The sequence below is a fragment of the Agrobacterium sp. LAD9 genome, assembly GCF_003031125.1.
Lineage (GTDB): Bacteria > Pseudomonadota > Alphaproteobacteria > Rhizobiales > Rhizobiaceae > Agrobacterium > Agrobacterium radiobacter.
Map to the genome: position 1 here is coordinate 262,447 of NZ_PHGS01000009.1, position 19,730 is coordinate 282,176.

Here is a 19,730-nt window from a genome sequence, read left to right on the forward strand (position 1 = left end):
ACGTTGGATGAGAACGCCATTACTTCCCGCTGCGAAGGTCCATTTTCTCAATAGTCAAAAACTGCCTGCCAACGCCCACGCGGGGCAAAACTGTAATGCTGCCTGTAGCTGAACGCGGGCAGAGCGAAAAGGACCTGATGCATGGCCGAAACTGGCACCGTAAAATTCTTCAATACAGACAAAGGCTTCGGCTTCATCAAGCCAGACAATGGTGGCGCTGATATCTTTGTTCACATCTCTGCTGTACAGGCTTCCGGCCTGTCCGGACTTTCAGAAAATCAGAAAGTGAGCTTCGACACGGAACCGGATCGTCGCGGCAAGGGCCCGAAGGCAGTCAATCTGCAGATTGCTGGCTGACCCTAAAACGGCTTTCTTTTCTAGTTGAAGCCCGGCAGGAATGCCGGGTTTTTTTGTGCCGTCCATAGGCGTAAATCGCCGGGACCTCAGATACCCTTGAGATAGGGATTGTTACGCCGCTCTTCGCCCAGCCGCCCACCGGGGCCATGGCCGCAGATGAAGCCGACATCATCGCCGAGCGGCAGCAGCTTGTCGCGAATGGACGCCATCAATTGTTCGTGGTTTCCGCCCGGCAGGTCCGTGCGCCCAACCGATCCCGAAAACAAGACGTCGCCGACATGGGCGAATTGCTGGTCGCGGTTGTAGTAAATGACATGGCCGGGTGCGTGGCCCGGGCAATGATAGACCTCGAAGACGTGGTCTCCGAAGGATACCTTGTCGCCATCCTTCAGCCATCTGTCGGGCACGACATTCTTCAAACCGCTGATACCGTATTTTTCGGCCTGCACCTCGATCCTCTCGAGCAGCGGCCGGTCGTCCTCATGCGGCCCGATGACTGGCAAAGAGAGCTTCTCGCGCAGTTCGTCGGCGCCGCCGGCATGGTCGAGATGCCCGTGCGTCAGCCATATTTCCTTGAGCGTGATGCCGTTTTCAGCAACGACCTGAAGAATGACGTCCACATCCCCGCCGGGATCAACGACGACGCCCTCCTTGGTGTCCTGATCGAACAGGATGGTGCAATTCTGCTCGAATGGCGTGACCGGAATAATGCCCGCCTGCAACTTTCCCATATCCTGCATCTCCTGTCTGAAAGGTTGCGCCTCCTATAGCCCGCGACCGCCTGCGGCACAATGGCGGCGGAAATGACACCCGCTTTCAGCGACCCACCCATTCTAAAAATAACCATGAAATACAGCATGATAACAAGAAGTCCTCCGCATATGGCGGGAATTGCCGGCGAAAAATGTGGAACGCCCTGATGGCTGCGACGTTCTAGCTCCAGTCTTGAAAAGGAGTGAGACACATGGACAAGACGCTTAAAATGCTCATGGCTGGCGGCGCCTTCGCCCTGATGGCTGGTTACGCGAACGCCGCCATGGTCGCCACGACAGCATCGGATATTTCCGTTCGCTCGGGCCCCGGTGAAGACTATCCCGAAGTGGGGCTGGCCACCCGCGGCAGCAATGCGGTTCTGGATGGCTGCATGGAAGGCAGCAGCTGGTGCCGCATCGAAGTCAACGGTCTGCGCGGCTGGGCTCATGCGGATTATCTGAATGTCATGTATGAGGGCTCTCCCGTCATTCTCGAACAGCGCCGCTCGGACCTCAGCGTGCCGGTGGTCACCTATGAAAAGACCTCGAGCGTACAGGCCGAACCCAATCCCGGCGATCCAAACCTCGGTCGCGTTGGCGAGGTGGACCCGCCGCAATCGGTGATGACCTATATTGACGAGCATCCAGCGGATACCGTCACTTATGACGGCGACATAGCTGTCGGTAGTGTATTGCCGTCAGATACACGTCTCGTCGAAATCCCCGACTACCAGTATCGTTATGTCCGGGTGAACGATGTGCCGGTTCTCGTCGAACCTTCGACGCGGCGGATCGTCTACGTTTATCAGTAGAGGTTTCTGCCGGGCAAATCGCCCATCGGGCGACATGAAACAAATGAAGAGCGTGGGCTTTCCGCGCTCTTTTCTATTTCCGGTAAAGGCCACTCAGGATTCCAGTTGCACCCGCACCCGCAGCATATTATCCACCGCAACAGAAAATGATCGCGGCATTCTCCCGAGCGGACGCATTTTCGGCTATGTTTACAGAATATTGGCGCATCGACGTATGTCAGCCGCAGAATATGAAGGAACCGCAGTGCCACCGCAATCGCTCAAAACCGCAGCCGCCAGACAGACACCGGCACTTCCGAAGGTGGACGACGGCAAGATCGACTTCGATACGATCGAGGCGCTGTTTTTCGCCTATCGCGATTTCGTCTCCGATCCCGATGTCATTCTGTCGAAGCTGGAATATGGCCGGGCGCATCATCGGGTGGTCTATTTCGTCAGCCGGCAGCCGGGCATGACGGTGGCGGATTTGCTCGACACGTTGCAGATCACCAAGCAGAGCCTTGCCCGCGTGCTCAAGCAACTGATCGACGACGGTTACATCCGTCAGATGGCAGGCCCGGAAGACCGTCGCCAGCGCAGGCTTTATCCGACGCTGACGGGCCGCGAACTGGCGCTGGCGCTGAGCGAGCCGCAATCGCGCCGCATCGACCGGGCGCTGGAAGGGCTCGGGCCTGACGCCCGTGCCTGCGTGCGCAAATTCCTGGCGCAGATGCGCAGCCCGACAAACGTGGAAGGCGAGTGACGATGGCGCAAGCTCCGACAAAACGACCGCCAGCGGATGACGATGCGGCCCATCTCCTGATCGTCGACGACGACGCCCGCATTCGCGATCTCCTGCAGCGCTTCCTTGGCGACAAGGGTTACCGCATCTCCGTGGCAGCCGATGCGGCCGAAGCACGGCGTAAAATGATAGGCATCCGCTTCGATCTGCTCATCCTCGACGTGATGATGCCGGGCGAAAACGGGCTTTCGCTGACCCGCTCGCTGAACGAGGACAAATCCGTGCCGGTCATCCTTCTGACCGCCCGTTCGGAGGCGGATTCGCGCATTGCCGGGCTGGAAGCGGGCGCGGACGACTATCTCGCCAAGCCCTTCGATCCGCGCGAACTCGTCCTGCGTATCAACAACATCCTGCGGCGCAACACCTCGCCAGATACGCCCAAGATCGAACAGATCATGTTTGGTCCCTACAGCTTCTCCATTCCGAAGAAGGAATTGCGGCGCGGCCCCGAAACGATCCGCCTGACGGATCGCGAACAGGAAATCATGCTGCTTTTTGCACTGCGCGCCGGCGACACCATTCCACGCCACGAACTGGTGGAAGCGGAATCGGAAGTGGGTGAAAGAACCATCGACGTGCAGATCAACCGTCTTCGCCGCAAGATCGAGGACGACCCTGCCAATCCTGTCTATCTGCAAACGGTGCGCGGCATCGGTTATCGCCTGAGCGTGGACTGACGAGCACCAAAGGAAAGGCGAACGCACGGCCATGGCGAGCCTCGATTTTCTGAGCACGGTCAAAAAAAGCGGCGTGGCCAAGGCCTGGCGCCTTTCCGGTAGATGGTTGCGCCACTGGCTGCCCACCGGCCTTTACACGCGATCCCTGCTCATCATCATCCTGCCGATGATACTGCTTCAGGGCGTGGTCGCGGCGGTCTTCATGGAACGCCATTGGCAGTTGGTGACCGAACGCCTCTCCTCCGCCGTGACGCGCGATATCGCCGCAATCATCGAGCTTCTGCAGACGGACCCCGAGGAAGATGACTATCAGCGCGTCATCCGCATCGCCCGCGACAAGCTGGCTCTGAGCGTCTATATCGAACCGAAGGCGGATCTGCCTGCTCCGAGACCTGAGCCGCTGTTTTCCATCCTCGACAGGATTCTGGCAGATCAACTAACCCAGCAGATCGGCCGGCCGTTCTGGATCGATACCTATGGTAACGGCTCGCTGGTCGAAATCCGCGTCCAGCTGGAAGACAAGACCCTGCGCGTCTTTACCAGCCGCAGCGCGGCCTATGCCTCCAACACTCATATCTTCCTTGTCTGGATGGTGGGTGCATCGCTGGTGCTGATCGCCATCTCCATTCTGTTTCTGCGCGGCCAGATCAAGCCCATCGAAGCGCTTGCCAAGGCGGCCGAGAACTTTGGCAGAGGCCAGAAGATCACCGCCTATTCCCCGCGCGGCGCGGACGAAGTGCGGCGTGCGGGCCTCGCCTTCATATTGATGCGCGAGCGTATCGAGCGGCAGATGGAGCAACGCACCGCCATGCTGAACGGCGTCAGCCATGACCTGCGCACCATCCTCACCCGCTTCAAGCTGCAACTGGCGCTCGCCGGCGACAATCCCGATCTCGAGGGGCTCGACAAGGATGTCGAGGACATGCAGTCGATGCTGGAGGCCTATCTGACCTTTGCCCGCACCGATGTCGAAGAGGATGTCGGCACGCTGGAACTTCCAGCCCTTCTCGAAAAAATCGGCCATGATTTCGAGCTGCACGGCAAGAAATTCAGCTACGAACTCTATAATATCGAGCGGATCATCGCGCGGCCAAATGCGCTTTCACGGCTCGTCGCCAATCTCGCCGAAAATGCGCGGCGCTACGCCAGCAACCTCCACGTCGATATCCGCAAGGCGCCACGCTCCATCATCATGACGTTTGACGATGATGGCCCCGGCATTCCGGAAATCTCACGCGAGGATGTGTTCAAGCCGTTCTTCCGGCTGGACGAGGCGCGCAACCTCAACGCCTCGGGCACGGGCCTTGGCCTCTCCATCGTTCGCGACATCGCCCGCAGCCATGGCGGCGACGTATCTCTGGATGAAAGCCCGATGGGCGGATTGCGGGTAATCGTGAAAATTCCGGCTTAGCGGCATAGCGCCGGTCAGCACATCTTCTCGCCGTTCGGCACCGGCCGCTCAACCGCGGCCAGAACGATATCGCCATTGGCATCGGCAAAACCGAGTGTCAGGACTTCGGACCGGAAAGGGCCGATCTGGCGCGGCGGAAAATTCACCACACCAAGAACCTGCCGCCCGACAAGACTTTCCGGCGTATAATGCACCGTGATCTGCGCCGAGGATTTCCTGATGCCGATGTCCGGCCCGAAATCGATCTTTACCTTGAAGGCCGGCTTGCGCGCTTCGGGAAAAGGTTCTGCTTCGACAATGGTGCCGACGCGGATATCGACCTTCTCGAAATAGGCATAGGAAATTTCACCGCTCATGGCTCGCCCCTTCAGCCCGCCAGCTCTTCGGCGCGCATTTTCGCGGCAGCGACCGCCCTGTCGAACAGGGGCTGCATGCCGTCCTCGGCCATCAGCACGGACAGCGCCGCAGCCGTGGTGCCGCCCGGCGAGGTAACATTCTGGCGCAGGCGCGCAGCCTCGTCGGAAGACTGGTGCAGGAGTTCGCCGGCGCCGGCCACGGTTTCACGCGCCAGACGCATGGCTACATCCGCCGGTAGACCGGCCTTGCGCCCGGCCTCGGCCATGCATTCCACGAGATAAAAGACATAGGCAGGGCCGCTACCCGAAACCGCAGTCACCGCATCGATATCGCTTTCGGCATCCACCCATTCGACCGGACCGCTGACCTTCAGCAATCCGTCCACCACGGCTTTAAGCTCGGGCGTCACCAGTTCGTTGGCATAGGCCCCCGTTACGCCGCGGCCGACCATGGCCGGCGTATTGGGCATGGCCCGCACGGCGGCAACCGCACCGAAATGCGAAACGAAGGTGGCAATGGTGGTGCCAGCCGCGATGGAGACCACAACCGTTTCCGGGCCGAGCAGAGGCTTCAGCGACGGCAGCACGGCTTCCATCATCTGCGGTTTCACCGCCACGAAAAGAATGCCGGCCTTCACGCCCCCAGGCACGCTTTCGGCATGGGTGGCGCCGGCTTCCGCAATCGTCGTGCGCATGGCGTCGGAAGGGCGCGGGTCGATGACGATGACCTGCGATCCCGGCACACCCTTTTTCAGCCAGCCTGAAAGCATGGCGCCGCCCATATTGCCGGCGCCAACGAGGACGAGCGGCCCGGAAGCCTTGTACACCATGTTACGCTTCCCCGACGGTCTCGAACATGACCGCTTCGATTGCACTTTTCGCATCCAGCCCCGACCAGACGACGAACTGGAATGCCTGGTAATATTGCTCGCAGGCCTCAAGCGCGCTGGAAAGCAGCACTTCAACCTGCTGGTTGTTCGGTTCGGCGCCGCCGGCCAGAAGCAGGGACTGGCGGAAGATCACCACGTCTTCCTGCCGCCACAGATCGAAATGACCCATCAGCACCTGACCATTGACCTGCGAGAGCAGACGAATGACTTCGTTGACGCGCTGGTCCGGCACCTTGATATCGAAGGCGCAGGCCAGATGCAGCGCCTCGAACTCCTCCATCCATGAAAAGGAGACGTGATAGTCCGCCCAGTGACCAGCGACAGTCATGGCGATCTCGTCTTCGCCGGAACGCTCGAACGACCAGTCGTTCGAGGCAGCGACAATTTCGATCATGTCCACGGGATTGGACTGACGCTCAATTTCAAATTCTATCAGACTCATGCGGCACCTTCTCAGCCGGTAGGGATGTCCTGTTTTGAACGCCGGGCACAAAACGCACATACAAACCGGGATAAACATTTGAGACGATTGCCCGACACCACCAGAATTACGCATTCACCCTGTCTGGAGCTTACCAGGTCTTTTCGAATCATCATTTAAAATCAGTGTATAATGGCCGAGTCCTGCTGCCACCCCTTCCCCGCCATTTTTGCTTTTTGAACAGTGGATATCTTCTCCCCCATCACCTCAGGCGAGATACATAAGCGACTCTGCCGACTGCGTTTTTTGGAAGTGTCCACAGGCCCAAAAAATTCGCGTCCGAGGCCCGTTTTTTAACAACCGGGAGTCATTTCGGGCGCTATGAGCCGCAAATAAAAAGTCCCGGAATCGCAAGCGATCCGGGACCCGTCAGAAAAGGCGCTAAAAATCAGTCCTTGGCGGCGGAAAGCTTCGCTTCCAGAGCCTCGATACGGGCGCGCAGCGCGTCGTTTTCATCACGCGCCTGAATGGCCATTTCGCGAACCGCATCGAATTCCTCGCGGCGGACAACGTCCAGACTGTTCAGCCAGCGATCCGCCTGGGCATGAAAAGCCGCTTCGGCTTCCTTGCGCACGCCCTGCGCCGCGCCGGCCGCGTCGGTCATCAGCTTGGCGAATTCATCCAGAAAACGATTGGTGCCTGTCGTGCTCATGGCGCTTGTCCTTCGTCGGTTCAGGGGCATCGTCTTGCCCGCTGTTGATAGTCTTCAGGTAGGCACTCCACCGCCGCCTTGCAAGCGAAATCGAAAAATCGCAAGAGCTTGCGTGGCCTTCGGTATCTTAAGCAGCAGCTTGAAGAATCACCTTGACCGCCGCCACCGCAATCGCCATTTTCCTTGGCGTCAGGGAGACCGGTGAGCATCATCGCCCGGCCCCTCTTGAGGCAATGGATCGTTCCGTTGTCCGCCCAGCAACGATGACGGAATATACGGATTGTTAGCCGCTCCCACCCAACTCGCCATCATGCCCTTCCCCAATATCGATCCGGTGGCGCTGTCCCTCGGCCCGCTCTCGATCCACTGGTACGGCATTGCCTATGTTGCCGGCATCATGCTCGGCTGGTTTTACGCCCGCCGCCTCGCCCGCACGGATCGCCTGTGGCCGAACGATGTGTCGCCCGTCTCGGCGCAGCATCTTGATGATTTCATCCTCTGGGCAGCCGGCGGCATCGTACTCGGCGGGCGCATCGGTTACATCCTGTTTTACGATATGGCAGCCGTGGCCGCCAACCCCATCAGGGCGATCGAGATCTGGAACGGCGGCATGTCGTTCCATGGCGGCCTGATCGGCACGACGATCGCCATGATCCTCTTCGCCCGCAAGAACGGTATTCCGGTCTGGAGCATGTTCGACGTCGTCGCCGCCGTCGCGCCCATCGGCCTGCTGTTCGGGCGCATCGCCAATTTCATCAATGGTGAATTGTGGGGACGTATTGCCGACGTGCCATGGGCGGTCGTGTTCCCGACGGGCGGCCCCTTTGCGCGGCACCCGAGCCAGCTTTATGAAGCGGGCCTTGAAGGGCTCGTGCTCGTCATCATCCTGGCAATCGCCATCTACGCCTTCAGGGCGCTGAAGACGCCCGGCACCGTCACCGGCATCTTCGTCTGCGGTTACGCGCTGTCACGCATCTTCGTGGAATTTTTCCGCGAGCCAGACGCCCAGATCGGTTATCTCGCCGGCAACTGGCTGACAATGGGCATGGTGCTCTCCACCCCGATGTTCGCTCTCGGCCTCTGGGCGGTCCTGCGGGCGCGCAGCGCGACAAAAAGCGCCTAAGCGGTATGATTGCCCATGACGACACCGCTTGCGCAACGTATCAAATCACTTATCCGGCTCAACGGTCCGCTCAGCGTTACCGACTACTTTTCGCTCTGCCTCGCCGATCCTGAACACGGTTATTACAAGAGCCGCGAACCCTTCGGCCGTTCGGGTGATTTCATCACCGCGCCAGAGGTCAGCCAGCTTTTCGGCGAAATGCTCGGGGTCTTCGTGGTCCATGCCTGGCAGCGGCATGGTGCGCCCGCACAAACGCAGCTGGTGGAAATCGGCCCCGGCCGCGGCACCATGATGTCGGATATGCTGCGCGTCGTCCGCCGCATCGCGCCGCCGCTTTATGAGACGATGCGAGTGCATCTGGTCGAAACCAGCCCCCGCCTTTCCACCATCCAGAAGGAAACGCTGGCCGAACATGCGGACAGGCTGACATGGCATGACAGTTTCGACGATGTGCCGGATGGTTTCCTGCTGCTTGTCGCCAACGAACTCTTTGATGCCATTCCGATCCGGCAATTCGTCAGGACGCCGCAGGGTTTCCGCGAGCGCGTGGTCAGCCTCGATGCCAATGACGAACTCGTCTTCTCGACGGGTCTTGCCAGCATAGACCCGTCCCTGCTGCCGCCGCAGCCCGAACAGCAGCCGCTCGGCGCCATATTCGAGATTGCACCGGCCCGCGAAGCCGTGATGACCGCAATCTGCCAGCGCCTGTCCGCCCATGGCGGCACGGCGCTCGCCATTGATTACGGCCATCTGGTCGCCGGTTATGGCGATACGCTGCAGGCCATGCGCAACCACGCCTTCGACCCGGCGCTTGCACATCCCGGCGAAGCCGATCTCACCAGCCATGTCGATTTCGAAAGCCTTGTGAAAACAGCCGAAGCGACCGGCGTGCATGTCAACGGCGCGCTGCGACAGGGCGATTTTCTGTATGGCCTCGGCCTCAAGGAAAGAGCAGGCGCGCTTGCGGCGAAGGCGACGCCCGACCAGACGCTTGAAATTGCCGAAGCGGTCAATCGCCTCGCCGGTGAAGGCGCCGGCAAGATGGGGGAACTTTTCAAGGTCATCGCCGTTTCAAGTCCCGCGCTTCATCTTCTGCCGTTTCGCGCGGTGGATTGACAGCGCAATAACCTCTGGGCCAACATCGCTGCGACACACGAAGCAGGCACACTGCATCACACGCGCCGCGCAACGCCGCGGCAACCGGAAACATCTCGCTTAACCGTAGCTCACTGGCCAACAGCGATATTCTCCAAGGAACTCCCGCACCATGCAGAACGCAACGCTGCCGCTCCCGCTCCAGTCCCCCCTGCTCGCCGCGTCAGGTGAAAACCGTGTCCGCCACGGTTTCTTCACACGGCAGGGCGGCGTCTCGGAAGGGCTTTATCAGGGCCTCAATGTCGGCCTCGGCTCCCAGGATGAACCCGAAAAGGTGCAGGAAAACCGCCGGCGCGTGACGCAATGGTTCGGCCTGCCCTCAGGCCGCCTCGCCACCGTGCATCAGGTCCATTCCCCCGATGTCCTCGTGGTCGATGACACCTATGACGGCAGCCGCCCGCAGGCGGACGCCATGGTGACGGCAACGCCGGGTTTCGTGCTGGGCGTGCTGAGCGCCGATTGCGGCCCGATCCTGTTTGCCGACGTGGAAGCGGGTGTCGTGGGTGCCGCCCATGCCGGCTGGAAGGGCGCGCTCTTCGGCGTGCTTGAAAATACCATCGAGACCATGACGAAGCTCGGCGCCAGCCGCGAGCGCATCGCTGCCTCGCTCGGGCCTTCCATCAGCCAGAGCAATTATGAGGTCGGGCCGGAATATGTGGCGCGCTTCACCGATATCGATCCGGCCTATGCGGATTATTTCGCCGAGACGGAGAAACAGGGCCACGCCCTGTTCGACCTCAAGCAATTCACCATCGACCGCCTGACCAACGCCGGCGTGAAGGCGGAAAATCTCGGCCTCTGCACTTATCCGGACGAAGAGCGGTTCTATTCCTATCGCCGTACGACCCACCGCGCCGAACCCGATTATGGCCGGCAGATTTCCGCAATCGCAATTCTGGAGGACTGATATGGCCCTGCATTTCGAGCTTTCGGAATTCGATGCCCGTCGCGAGCGGCTGCTCGCGAAAATGGCCGAAGAGAAGCTGGACGCGCTGCTGCTTTTCGCGCAGGAAAGCATGTATTGGCTGACCGGCTATGACACTTTCGGCTACTGCTTTTTCCAGACGCTGGTGGTCAAGTCGGACGGCTCCATGACGCTGCTGACCCGTTCAGCGGATCTGCGGCAGGCCCGCAATACCTCCATCGTCGAAAATATCCTCATCTGGGTCGATCGGCCAAATGCCGACCCGACACTCGACCTGAAGAACCTGCTGAGCGATCTCGACCTGCTCGGCGCAAAGATCGGGGTGGAGTACGACACCCATGGCATGACCGGCCGTGTCGCCCGGCTACTGGACAACCAGTTCGCCAGCTTCTGCCAGATGAGCGACGCCTCCTATCTCGTCAGCACGCTCAGGCTCGTCAAAAGCCCCGCCGAGATCGCCTATGCGCGCAAGGCAGGCCAACTGGCCGACGATGCGCTGGACGCGGCTTTACCGCTGATCAAGCCCGGCGCGGACGAAGCCGCGATCCTGGCGGCGATGCAGGGCGCGGTGCTGGCTGGCGGCGGCGATTATCCCGCCAATGAATTCATCATCGGCTCCGGCGCGGATGCGCTGCTGTGCCGTTACAAGGCAGGCCGTCGCAGGCTCGATGACAAGGATCAGCTGACGCTCGAATGGGCTGGTGTCAGCGCCCATTACCATGCCGCCATGATGCGCACGGTGGTGATCGGCGAACAGGATTTCCGCCAGAAGGAGCTTAACAGCGCCTGCTTGCAAAACCTCACCGCCATCGAAGAAGTGCTCCACCCCGGCAAGACTTTTGGCGATGTCTTCGACGTCCATGCCCGCGTCATGGACGAACGAGGATTGACCCGCCACCGGCTGAACTCCTGCGGTTATTCGCTGGGTGCGCGTTTCTCGCCCTCCTGGATGGAGCATCAGATGTTCCACGCCGGCAATCCGCAGGAAATCACCGCCGACATGACGCTGTTCGTGCATATGATCGTGATGGATTCCGATTCCGGCACGGCCATGACACTTGGCCAGACCTATCTGACCACCGACGGCGCGCCGGAGCCACTCTCGCGACACAACCTCGATCTTCTCACAGCTTAAATCGCCACCGGGTTTGACAGAGCGGGAAAACCGCCCTTACATTGCGCCACCTTGGGCAAGAAGGAGCGGAACATGAGAGGGAAAATCGCATGAGCCGGACGGGGTTTCCCCCCCTTTGTCTGGCCGTCATTGTTCCAGCGCTTGTCCTGGCCCTGTCAGGCTGCAACACGACGGAAGCGCTGACACCGCAGGTGGATGTCGGCCATAACGCTTCGCAATCGACGCCGGTAACGCAGGGCGATCTCGATCAGATGGCGGCCGCCGCCGACCGCGCCCCCACCGGCACCCCGGCAACCGCGACATCCGTTCCCGCCTATGCACCGCAAAACTCGTTGCAGGCGCAGGCACAGGCGCTGTCCAATGGCAGCCAGTATGGCGAACCGCTTCGCCAGAACCAGACCGCAGCCCAGCCCGCCGCAACCGCGCAATCCGCCCCCTCGCAGCAGACGGCGTCACTTGCGCCCGCCTCCTCGGCAAACTCGATCCGCTTCCTGCCCATCATCGGCGCACCCGTTCAGGCGGTGACGCCGCTATCGCGTCAGCTCGGGGCCGAAGCGCGGGCGAAGGGGTTGACCATCCGCGCCTCAAACGACAATTCGGCCGAAAATATCCTGAAGGGATATTTCTCCGCCTTTGCCGATGGCGGCAAGGTCAATATCGTTTACGTCTGGGACATTCTCGACGCCAATGGCGTGCGGCTGCATCGCCTGCAGGGACAGGAGGCGGTGGCGGCAAAAGGCAGCGATCCATGGGCCGCCGTGACCGACAGGGTCATGCAGGATATCGCTGCAAAAACACTCAACGATTATTCGTCATGGAAGCAATCTCAACGCGGATGAGGTGAATCGACGGGAGAAGTCACAGAGATTTCACGAAAATCATTGCGAAAGCGCGGAGTCCTCTTGCAATCGGAAGCAACAGCGCTATTAAGGCGCGCATGGCAACAAGGCGTATCCGGCAAAGGCTTTTCAGCCGGATGTTCCTCCCCTTGAACGACGCTTGGTTACGGTGGATTGAGCCCCGTGGCGCAAGGCGATGGCATGGAAACAGGCGGCCGCAATGAAGGTTTTCGCAGGCAATTCGAACCGGCACCTTGCCGAAGCGATCTGCAAGTATCTTAATGTTCCTCTCGGAAATGCCACTGTAAAGCGGTTTGCTGACCAGGAAATATTCGTAGAAATCAGCGAAAATGTGCGTGGTGAGGACGTTTTTATCGTCCAGTCCACCTCTTTCCCGGCAAATGATCACCTGATGGAACTTCTCATCATGATCGATGCCATGCGCCGCTCCTCGGCCAAGCGCATCACGGCGGTGCTACCCTATTTCGGTTACGCCCGCCAGGACCGCAAGGCCGGGCCCCGCACCCCGATTTCCGCCAAGCTCGTTGCCAATCTGATTACCGAAGCCGGCGCCGACCGCGTTCTCACCCTCGATCTTCATGCCGGCCAGATTCAGGGCTTCTTCGATATCCCCACCGACAATCTCTTCGCAGCACCAATTCTCGCCCGCGACGTGAAGGACCATTACGACACCAACAATGTCATGGTCGTTTCACCAGATGTCGGCGGCGTGGTCCGCGCCCGCGCACTCGCCAAACGTCTCGACTGTCTTCTGGCCATCGTTGACAAGCGCCGTGACCGTCCGGGCGAATCCGAAGTCATGAACGTCATCGGCGATGTCTCCGGCAAGGACTGCATCCTCATCGACGATATCGTCGATTCCGGCGGCACGCTCTGTAACGCTGCGGAAGCCCTGCTGAAAAAGGGCGCGACCAGCGTCACCGCCTATATCACCCACGGCGTGCTTTCCGGCGGCGCGGTTGCGCGTGTGGCTTCCTCGAAGCTGCGCGAACTCGTCATCACCGACAGCATCCAGCCGACCACCGGTGTCCAGTCCGCGCATAATATCCGCGTGGTCAGCACCGCAGGCCTGCTCGGCGAGGCAATCAACCGCACTGCACAGGAACAGTCGGTTTCCGGCCTGTTCGACTAAAGAACTTCGCCAATCGCCCTTAGCGCTGCCAACTGCTGCCCGGTTTAATTTCCGGGCAGGCTGCCGATGGGGCTGACATTCTCTCGGCGTCATCCTAGGCCCTGCGCCGAAGCTTCAATCATCTTGACTAAAATCATTAGATTGCAGATTCTCGAGACAAGCCCGAGGATGATGCAGGAGTGTCTGGCGTTCTTCGCCATTCATCGCATTGATGCAGCGCCCCGACCTTCCGCTTAAGACGAGGCCGCACCCGCATCCGGGGGCCGTTGCAGACGGGAGGCGGCGGCCTTGATTTTCGGCCACCAGCGCCGAACCCGGGTCAGGACGGCATGGCGACCGTTACGCCAGATGCTGACCGTATCGGCCGAGACGGCGTCACCGGTGAACAGGTGACGGTGTCGGTTTACCGCCAGTACCCGGTAGAGAAACAGGGTCGTCAGGGCGGAAAAGAGGATGGACATCACCACATCGCTGAGGAAATGCCCACCGGCAGCAATGCGCAAACCGGACATGAGGATGATCATACCGACGGCAATGCTTCCCATCATGAACCGTCCGGGCCATTGCAGCCGGGGCCAGACGAGCACGCAGAGCGGCAGGAAGAAACTGGCGATCAGGGCGGTTTCACCTGAGGAAAACGAGCAGTTTGAATAACATTGCGTGCTGAACTGGAAAGGCGGCGTGAAAAGCTGCTGCCCGCCGAACTCGGTAACGCTGAACGGGCGGGCGCGACCGATGGTCGCCTTCAGCACGCCATTGACGAAAAGACCGGCACAGAGGATCACGGGCCCGCACAGGAAGGCCCAGACGCGCCATCCGGTTCTCTGTAGAGTACCCAGCCGCAGATTGCCGACAAGGATCACGAAAACCAGAAGAGTGGCAAGCTCCGTACCTTCACGCAGCGTATCCCGCAGCCATTCGGGAAACGGTTCCCGGCCGGACCATGGCTGCTCGACGGGAGAGAAAAACAGCGCGGAGAACCTGAGATCGATGGAGGGAAAAGTCGCAAACAGGATGACGATCGCCAATGTGGCGAGTGTCAGCCAGATCGTGATCCGCATATGCGAAAGATCATTGTCCATTGCTGCCCTCCGGCATGCATTTCGGTAGCAGGCGCCAGAGGCCGATTTCCCTGCCCTCGAGGAAACCCGGCCCGGCGGTCCAGCGCGCAACCGGCGCTTCGCCGACAAGGCAGGCCGGCAGGCCATCCGCGCTTGCCAGGAACAGGGGATTTTTCGCCTCGCCAGCTTTCAGCGGATAAAGAAGCGCATAGTGACTGGAGGGCACGCCGGTTTCGGGCAATGCCCGCGTCAGCACCTGTTTTTCGTCCCGCAATTGATAAAAAAGCTCGGCCAGTATCGAACGATCATTGGCGACGATGGCATCCGCCCCCGCCTCACGCGCCCGTGACAGGCCGGTCGACACCAGCTCGGCGCGCCCGAGATACCGCGCCATCGCCAGTTCACCTTTCGGCAGGCGCAATTGCGTTCCGGCAATGGTCATCAGCGGCAGCACGACGGCCACGATGCCACCAAGCACGAGGGTGGACACGGTGAGCCAGCGCCGCGACGCCAGCACCGGCACCGCCAGAAGCACGCCGGCCGCATAGGCTCCGACCGCCCAGTTGGCGAGCGCCCGCGACATCAAACCCTGCGCGGTGATCAGCAGAACGATCGGCACCGAAAGCGCGACCAGCGCCCGGGCTTCACCGGTCCTGGCGCGGATTGTCGCGACGATCATGCCAGCGAAAACGAATGGTCCGACCACGCCCGCCTGCGAGAAGAAGAACTCCAGCGCGGAGCCGATCTTCAGCTGGACGCCATGCCAGTTCGCATTGTCGGCCGTGTGGCGTGCGGTCATGAAATCATGCGCAGCGTTCCACCACAGATTGGGCGCGATGACGGCAACGCAGACCAGTGCGGCAATCGCCGCGTCACGCAGCCGGATGCGCCATGCCTCGCAAAGCCAGCCGGCTGCAATGAAACAGGGCAGAAAATAGATCATCGCATATTTCGACATCAGCCCGAGGCCGAAGCAGAGACCGAGAGCGATGCTCCCGCCAAACGCCGCCCTGCCCTCGCTACGGGCGAGCGCAAGCTTCCGCACCGAGATCATCGACAGCACGATGAACAGCATCATCGGCGTATCGGTCGAGATCAGCAGGCTGCCGAGCGTCACGGCCGGCAAGGTCAGATAGATCACCGCAGCCAGCGAGCCCAGCGTGACATCATAGATCATACGGCCCAGCACAAGGATCGCCGCCGCCGCCACGCCATGCACCACGGGTGCGGCCAGCCGCACCTGAAAAGTGCCCTCGCCGCCGCCCAGAATGGTTGCCGCGCGAATGAGCCAACCGATCAGCGGCGGCTTGGAATAGGCGCCGAGCGCCATCTCGCGGCCCCAGAGCCAATATTGCGCCTCATCGACAAAAAGGTCGGTGCGGTTGAAGGCCAGACCAAGGACGCGCAGGGCGGTTACGAGGACAATCGCTGAAAACGCAAATGTCAGCCATCGGCGCTCATCGCCTGCCTGCGCATAAGGCATCGTCGCCGCCTCATGCATGCTGGCGGCGTTCTGCATGAATCAACCAGAGATTTCGGGCATAGATGAAAAGGCCGGAGGCCTGCCCGATGATAAAGACCGGATCGCGCCGCCAGATGGCGTAGGACAAAAGCACCAGACCGCCGATAACGGAAAAATACCAGAAGGCCACGGGAATGACCGAGCGGTTGGCCCGTTCCGAGGAAATCCATTGAACCAGAAAACGCATGGTAAACAGCATCTGGCCCATGAAGCCGGTGCAGACCCACAGAAATTCCTTCCAGCTGTTCACATGCAGCATGGACCATAAAGCCGGTGCATTCACGGCAATGTCTCCGTTTTGAAAGTTTCAGCCCAGCTTGACCGCTTGCGCCGGCGCAACAGCCAGGCGACACCGATCAGATCGTGGATGCCGACAAGCGCGCGGCCGATATTGGTGTAATGGGAATTTCCATGCAGCCGCGCCCGGTGCGTGACATCGACATGGGCGACCTGCCAGCCGTCGCGACTGAACAGCGCCGGAAAATAGCGGTGGTGATGATCGAAATAGGGCAAGGCGAGATAGGCGTCGCGGCGGAAGGCCTTGAGACCGCAGCCTGTATCGCGCGTGCCATCCTTCAATATCCGCGCCCGAAGCCCGTTGGCGAAGCGGGAGGAAAGGCGTTTTCCAAGCGTATCACGCCGGCCGACACGCTGGCCGGCGACGAGGCCGAGCCGGCTCGAGGCGCTGGCGGACAGAAGCGGCGCAAGAAGTGCCGGCAGATTGTCCGGCGGGTTTTGCCCGTCTCCATCAAGCATGCAGATAACAGGCGCACGCGCCGCCTGCACGCCACTGTGGATCGCCGCCGATTGCCCGCCCTGGCGGTCATGCCGGACGAGCCGCAACATCGGATAACGGTCACCGAGCGCAAGCACCGCCTGGACCGTGCCGTCGGCAGATGCGTCGTCCACCACCACGATCTCGAAGGCGCCAACCGGCTGGCAGGCAGCAACGATCTCCGCCACGAGCGTTTCGACGCTCGCTTCCTCATTGTGCATCGGCACGACAACGGCGAAATCCGGCCTCGGTCTCACGCTGGCTCCGTCATATCCGTCTGCATTCAGTCCGCAGACATCATTGATAGTGGCGAGAGAAGGAGCGCGAAAAGCTTGCATGAACATGAACAGCCGTTGAACTTCACCCGATATGCGCCCGTTCTATTGCAGTTTTATTACGGGAAACGCCTCAGTGGCGGCCGGTTATTTTTTCACGGTATGCGGGAAATAATCGTACAATTCGCAGTGCTTTTAACGCGGCCGTAAGCAATTTTTGTCACCGTGCGCTCACGTTTTTTTGGGGGAGGAAACAGGATGCCGGGTGGGAATCCGACTGCTGTAAAAGCTAAATCATTGTCGATAAAAGCCAAATTTGCCGCGCTCGTCACGGGCGCTACGCTGGTTTCATGCCTGTCCGTGGGGTTGTTGTCCTACGAAATGGGCAAGTCGGGCCTGATCGACGCCAGCGAAATCAGGCTCGAAACGGTTGCAAGCAACCAATCCAAACAGCTTGACGCCTATACTTTGCGTGTCGAACAGAGCATTTCCGAACTGTCGCAAAATGCCGCGGTCGCGCAGGCGCTGGAGACGATGACCACGGTCGTGCCGACGGAAAGGGATGCGATCCTCCAGGCGTTCCGCCGCGAAGGCGTCTCCGAGGAGGAGCGCGCCTCCTTCAACGGTGAAGGTCTGCGACTGCTTTACGCCATTCGCCATGCCACCATCAACTCCACCATCGCCAGCGTCTGGCGCAACACCCGCGTCAGCGACATCTATGTGATCGACAAGAGCGGTCTCATTATCTACACCGTGACCAAGGGGAAAAACTTCCTGACCAGCGTGACGGAACCACAGAACGCCGCGATCAAGGAGCTGTTCGACCGCATCGAGGCCGGCAAGGACGGTGTCGTCAGCACCACCGGTTTCAGCGGCGGGGAAAATGATTCGGCCATGATCGGCATGCCGCTCGCCGTCTCCAACTGGGGCCAGCTGCAGCGCAAGGGCGCCGTCATCATGCGCATCGCCGCCGATCGCATCGGTGCGGTCGTGACGCCTGAGGAAACCGGCAAGACCATCGATGACGCCGTTCTTCTCAACGCCGACGGCAAACGACGGGCTGGCGTTCTTTCGGGCGGCGCGGATGCCGCCGTTTCCGAAAGCCTCGCGGCTCTTTCCAACGCAAACGACGCCGGAACGGTGATGGCGCAGACACCTGCGGGCAACATCTTCTATGCCTATCGCCCGGTCTCCGTCTTCGGACAGAAACATCTTCTGGCCATCGGTCAGCAGGAGAGCAAGGTTCTCGCCGCCGCCAACGATCTCGCCTTCTGGGCGACGCTTGCGACACTGGCCGTGCTTGCGATCATGACGCTGATCGGCATTTTCGTTTCCGCTGGTCTCACCAAACCGCTGACCGGCCTTGCCGGGCTGATGGAGCGGCTGAACGGCGGCGAGAACAATATCGAGATCAAGGCCGTTTCGCGCGGCGATGAGATCGGCACCATGGCGCGCGCGCTGGAATCCTTCCGCCAGGGCATTCTGGACAAGCAGCGCATGGAAACAGAAGCCCATCGCAAAGGCGAGGAACTGGACGAGGAACGCGCCCAGCGGGAGATGGAAAAGGCAAGAAGCGCCAGGGAGCTGGAAGAAGCCGTCGATGCCCTTGCCACCGGCCTTGCCAATCTTGCGGCCGGCAGGCTCGATCTTCGCATCGAGAAATCCTTTGTGCCGTCGCTCGATCATCTGCGCGTCGACTTCAACAACTCCATGGCGGGCCTGGAAGCGACGATCTCCAATATTGGCGAAAGCGCAAACGCCATCCGCTCTGGCTCCGGCGAACTGAAAAGCGCATCGGAAGACCTGTCGCGGCGCACGGAACGCCAGGCCGCAGCCCTTGAGGAAGCGGCCGCCGCACTGGGAGACATGACGCAGGCTGTCAATGTGTCCTTGTCGCGCTGCAATGTCGCCGTCGAGGCGACGGCGGGCACGATGCAGGACGCCCATAAATCCACGGCTGTCGTGAAAGAAGCGATCGTCGCGATGGAACGCATCGAGACCTCGTCGGCCAAGATCCGCCAGATCATCGACGTCATCGACCAGATCGCCTTCCAGACCAATCTGCTGGCGCTGAATGCCGGCGTGGAAGCCGCGCGCGCCGGCGAAGCCGGAAAGGGCTTTGCCGTTGTGGCGCAGGAAGTTCGTGAACTGGCCCAGAAATCGGCAGCCGCCGCCCGTGACATCACGACGCTGATCGCCACCTCTGCGGGCGATGTGGAAAGCGGCGTGGCGCTGGTGCTGAAGACCGGTGAAAGCCTGGAACAGATCCAGAAGCGCATCCAGTCGGTCAATGACCAGATCGGTGAAATCGCCACCGCATCGCGCGAACAGTCCGGCCGCCTCAGCGAAATCAATGCCTCCGTCAACGAACTCGACCATGTGACGCAACAGAATGCGGCCATGGTGGAGGAAACGACCGCCGCAGCCTTCTCGCTATCCAGCGAGGCGGACGGCCTGACGGAACAGGTGGGGCAATTCTCCGTCGCCGCCATACGGCAGCGGGACCAGCGTTACGCGGCATAAGCCGCAACGAAAAAGGCCGGAGGCAAAACCTCCGGCCTTTTATTTTGCCTGAAAACCCGATCCGGGCTCCCAGGG

General features: G+C 60.5%; 21 protein-coding genes. 12 read left to right on the forward strand and 9 right to left on the reverse strand.

The features are described 5' to 3' along the window. Positions 1 to 141 precede the first annotated feature (141 nt). Positions 142 to 357: a cold-shock protein gene (locus DA915_RS10975; protein ID WP_003494703.1), complete on the forward strand. Its 216-nt coding sequence runs from the start codon at positions 142 to 144 to the stop codon at positions 355 to 357. An 86-nt stretch (positions 358 to 443) separates the two neighbouring features. Here DA915_RS10975 and DA915_RS10980 read toward each other — a convergent pair whose 3' ends face one another. Next, a complete protein-coding gene (locus DA915_RS10980; protein ID WP_107675820.1) occupies positions 444 to 1,088 on the reverse strand; it encodes an MBL fold metallo-hydrolase in 645 nt (214 codons plus the stop codon). Between the two features lie 233 nt (positions 1,089 to 1,321). Between DA915_RS10980 and DA915_RS10985 the strand changes: the two genes are divergently transcribed. The 4 genes from DA915_RS10985 (at position 1,322) to DA915_RS11005 (ending at position 4,790) form a co-directional block, all read left to right on the forward strand. Next, positions 1,322 to 1,921, forward strand: a complete 600-nt coding sequence (locus DA915_RS10985; protein ID WP_004430356.1) for a DUF1236 domain-containing protein — start codon at positions 1,322 to 1,324, stop codon at positions 1,919 to 1,921. 214 nt (positions 1,922 to 2,135) lie between these two features. After that, positions 2,136 to 2,663: a MarR family winged helix-turn-helix transcriptional regulator gene (locus DA915_RS10995; RefSeq protein WP_060725260.1), complete on the forward strand. Its 528-nt coding sequence runs from the start codon at positions 2,136 to 2,138 to the stop codon at positions 2,661 to 2,663. Between the two features lie 2 nt (positions 2,664 to 2,665). Next, the gene (locus DA915_RS11000) at positions 2,666 to 3,379 is read left to right on the forward strand and encodes a response regulator (RefSeq protein ID WP_020011341.1); all 714 of its coding nucleotides are present in this window, start codon (positions 2,666 to 2,668) and stop codon (positions 3,377 to 3,379) included. A gap of 31 nt (positions 3,380 to 3,410) precedes the next feature. After that, the gene (locus DA915_RS11005) at positions 3,411 to 4,790 is read left to right on the forward strand and encodes an ATP-binding protein (RefSeq protein ID WP_087744670.1); all 1,380 of its coding nucleotides are present in this window, start codon (positions 3,411 to 3,413) and stop codon (positions 4,788 to 4,790) included. A 14-nt stretch (positions 4,791 to 4,804) separates the two neighbouring features. On the opposite strand, the gene DA915_RS11010 is transcribed toward DA915_RS11005, so the two are convergent. The 4 genes from DA915_RS11010 to DA915_RS11025 all read right to left on the reverse strand — a co-directional run bounded on the left by DA915_RS11010 (position 4,805) and on the right by DA915_RS11025 (position 7,169). Further along, positions 4,805 to 5,146 carry a tRNA-binding protein gene (locus DA915_RS11010; protein ID WP_107675821.1) on the reverse strand — a complete coding sequence of 114 codons (342 nt, stop codon included), beginning with the start codon at positions 5,144 to 5,146 and terminating at the stop codon, positions 4,805 to 4,807. Positions 5,147 to 5,157: 11 nt separating this feature from the next. Beyond that, positions 5,158 to 5,976 (reverse strand): pyrroline-5-carboxylate reductase, encoded by an 819-nt coding sequence (proC, locus tag DA915_RS11015; RefSeq protein ID WP_107675822.1) that lies wholly within the window; start codon positions 5,974 to 5,976, stop codon positions 5,158 to 5,160. Between the two features lies 1 nt (position 5,977). Continuing rightward, entirely contained in the window at positions 5,978 to 6,478 is a 501-nt protein-coding gene (locus DA915_RS11020) for a YbjN domain-containing protein (protein ID WP_003522870.1), read from the reverse strand. Between the two features lie 427 nt (positions 6,479 to 6,905). Further along, positions 6,906 to 7,169, reverse strand: coding sequence for an accessory factor UbiK family protein (locus DA915_RS11025; protein ID WP_003522871.1), 264 nt, complete (start codon positions 7,167 to 7,169; stop codon positions 6,906 to 6,908). Between the two features lie 310 nt (positions 7,170 to 7,479). On the opposite strand from DA915_RS11025, the gene lgt reads away from it, so the two are divergent. The 6 genes from lgt (at position 7,480) to DA915_RS11060 (ending at position 13,499) form a co-directional block, all read left to right on the forward strand. Beyond that, positions 7,480 to 8,292, forward strand: coding sequence for a prolipoprotein diacylglyceryl transferase (gene lgt / locus DA915_RS11035; protein WP_162687105.1), 813 nt, complete (start codon positions 7,480 to 7,482; stop codon positions 8,290 to 8,292). A gap of 15 nt (positions 8,293 to 8,307) precedes the next feature. After that, a complete protein-coding gene (locus DA915_RS11040) occupies positions 8,308 to 9,408 on the forward strand; it encodes a class I SAM-dependent methyltransferase (RefSeq protein WP_107675824.1) in 1,101 nt (366 codons plus the stop codon). 151 nt (positions 9,409 to 9,559) lie between these two features. Next, positions 9,560 to 10,354 (forward strand): peptidoglycan editing factor PgeF, encoded by a 795-nt coding sequence (gene pgeF, locus DA915_RS11045; protein WP_004430337.1) that lies wholly within the window; start codon positions 9,560 to 9,562, stop codon positions 10,352 to 10,354. 1 nt (position 10,355) lies between these two features. Then, positions 10,356 to 11,507 (forward strand): Xaa-Pro peptidase family protein, encoded by a 1,152-nt coding sequence (locus DA915_RS11050; protein ID WP_107675825.1) that lies wholly within the window; start codon positions 10,356 to 10,358, stop codon positions 11,505 to 11,507. An 89-nt stretch (positions 11,508 to 11,596) separates the two neighbouring features. After that, entirely contained in the window at positions 11,597 to 12,346 is a 750-nt protein-coding gene (locus tag DA915_RS11055) for a hypothetical protein (protein WP_107675826.1), read from the forward strand. Positions 12,347 to 12,566: 220 nt separating this feature from the next. Beyond that, a complete protein-coding gene (locus tag DA915_RS11060) occupies positions 12,567 to 13,499 on the forward strand; it encodes a ribose-phosphate pyrophosphokinase (RefSeq protein WP_003522877.1) in 933 nt (310 codons plus the stop codon). Between the two features lie 233 nt (positions 13,500 to 13,732). Here DA915_RS11060 and DA915_RS11065 read toward each other — a convergent pair whose 3' ends face one another. The 4 genes from DA915_RS11065 to DA915_RS11080 are packed head-to-tail and all read right to left on the reverse strand — an operon-like array spanning position 13,733 to position 17,201. Beyond that, on the reverse strand, positions 13,733 to 14,581 hold the full coding sequence (locus DA915_RS11065) for a phosphatase PAP2 family protein (protein ID WP_060725148.1): 849 nt from the start codon (positions 14,579 to 14,581) through the stop codon (positions 13,733 to 13,735). Further along, the gene (locus DA915_RS11070) at positions 14,571 to 16,079 is read right to left on the reverse strand and encodes a glycosyltransferase family 39 protein (RefSeq protein WP_192886463.1); all 1,509 of its coding nucleotides are present in this window, start codon (positions 16,077 to 16,079) and stop codon (positions 14,571 to 14,573) included. Before DA915_RS11070 ends, DA915_RS11065 begins: the two co-directional genes overlap by 11 nt. Beyond that, positions 16,054 to 16,341 (reverse strand): lipid-A-disaccharide synthase N-terminal domain-containing protein, encoded by a 288-nt coding sequence (locus DA915_RS11075; protein ID WP_020011353.1) that lies wholly within the window; start codon positions 16,339 to 16,341, stop codon positions 16,054 to 16,056. Before DA915_RS11075 ends, DA915_RS11070 begins: the two co-directional genes overlap by 26 nt. A gap of 20 nt (positions 16,342 to 16,361) precedes the next feature. Continuing rightward, positions 16,362 to 17,201, reverse strand: coding sequence for a glycosyltransferase family 2 protein (locus DA915_RS11080; RefSeq protein WP_107675827.1), 840 nt, complete (start codon positions 17,199 to 17,201; stop codon positions 16,362 to 16,364). Between the two features lie 189 nt (positions 17,202 to 17,390). Between DA915_RS11080 and DA915_RS11085 the strand changes: the two genes are divergently transcribed. Next, positions 17,391 to 19,655, forward strand: coding sequence for a methyl-accepting chemotaxis protein (locus tag DA915_RS11085; RefSeq protein WP_060725150.1), 2,265 nt, complete (start codon positions 17,391 to 17,393; stop codon positions 19,653 to 19,655). Positions 19,656 to 19,730 lie beyond the last annotated feature (75 nt).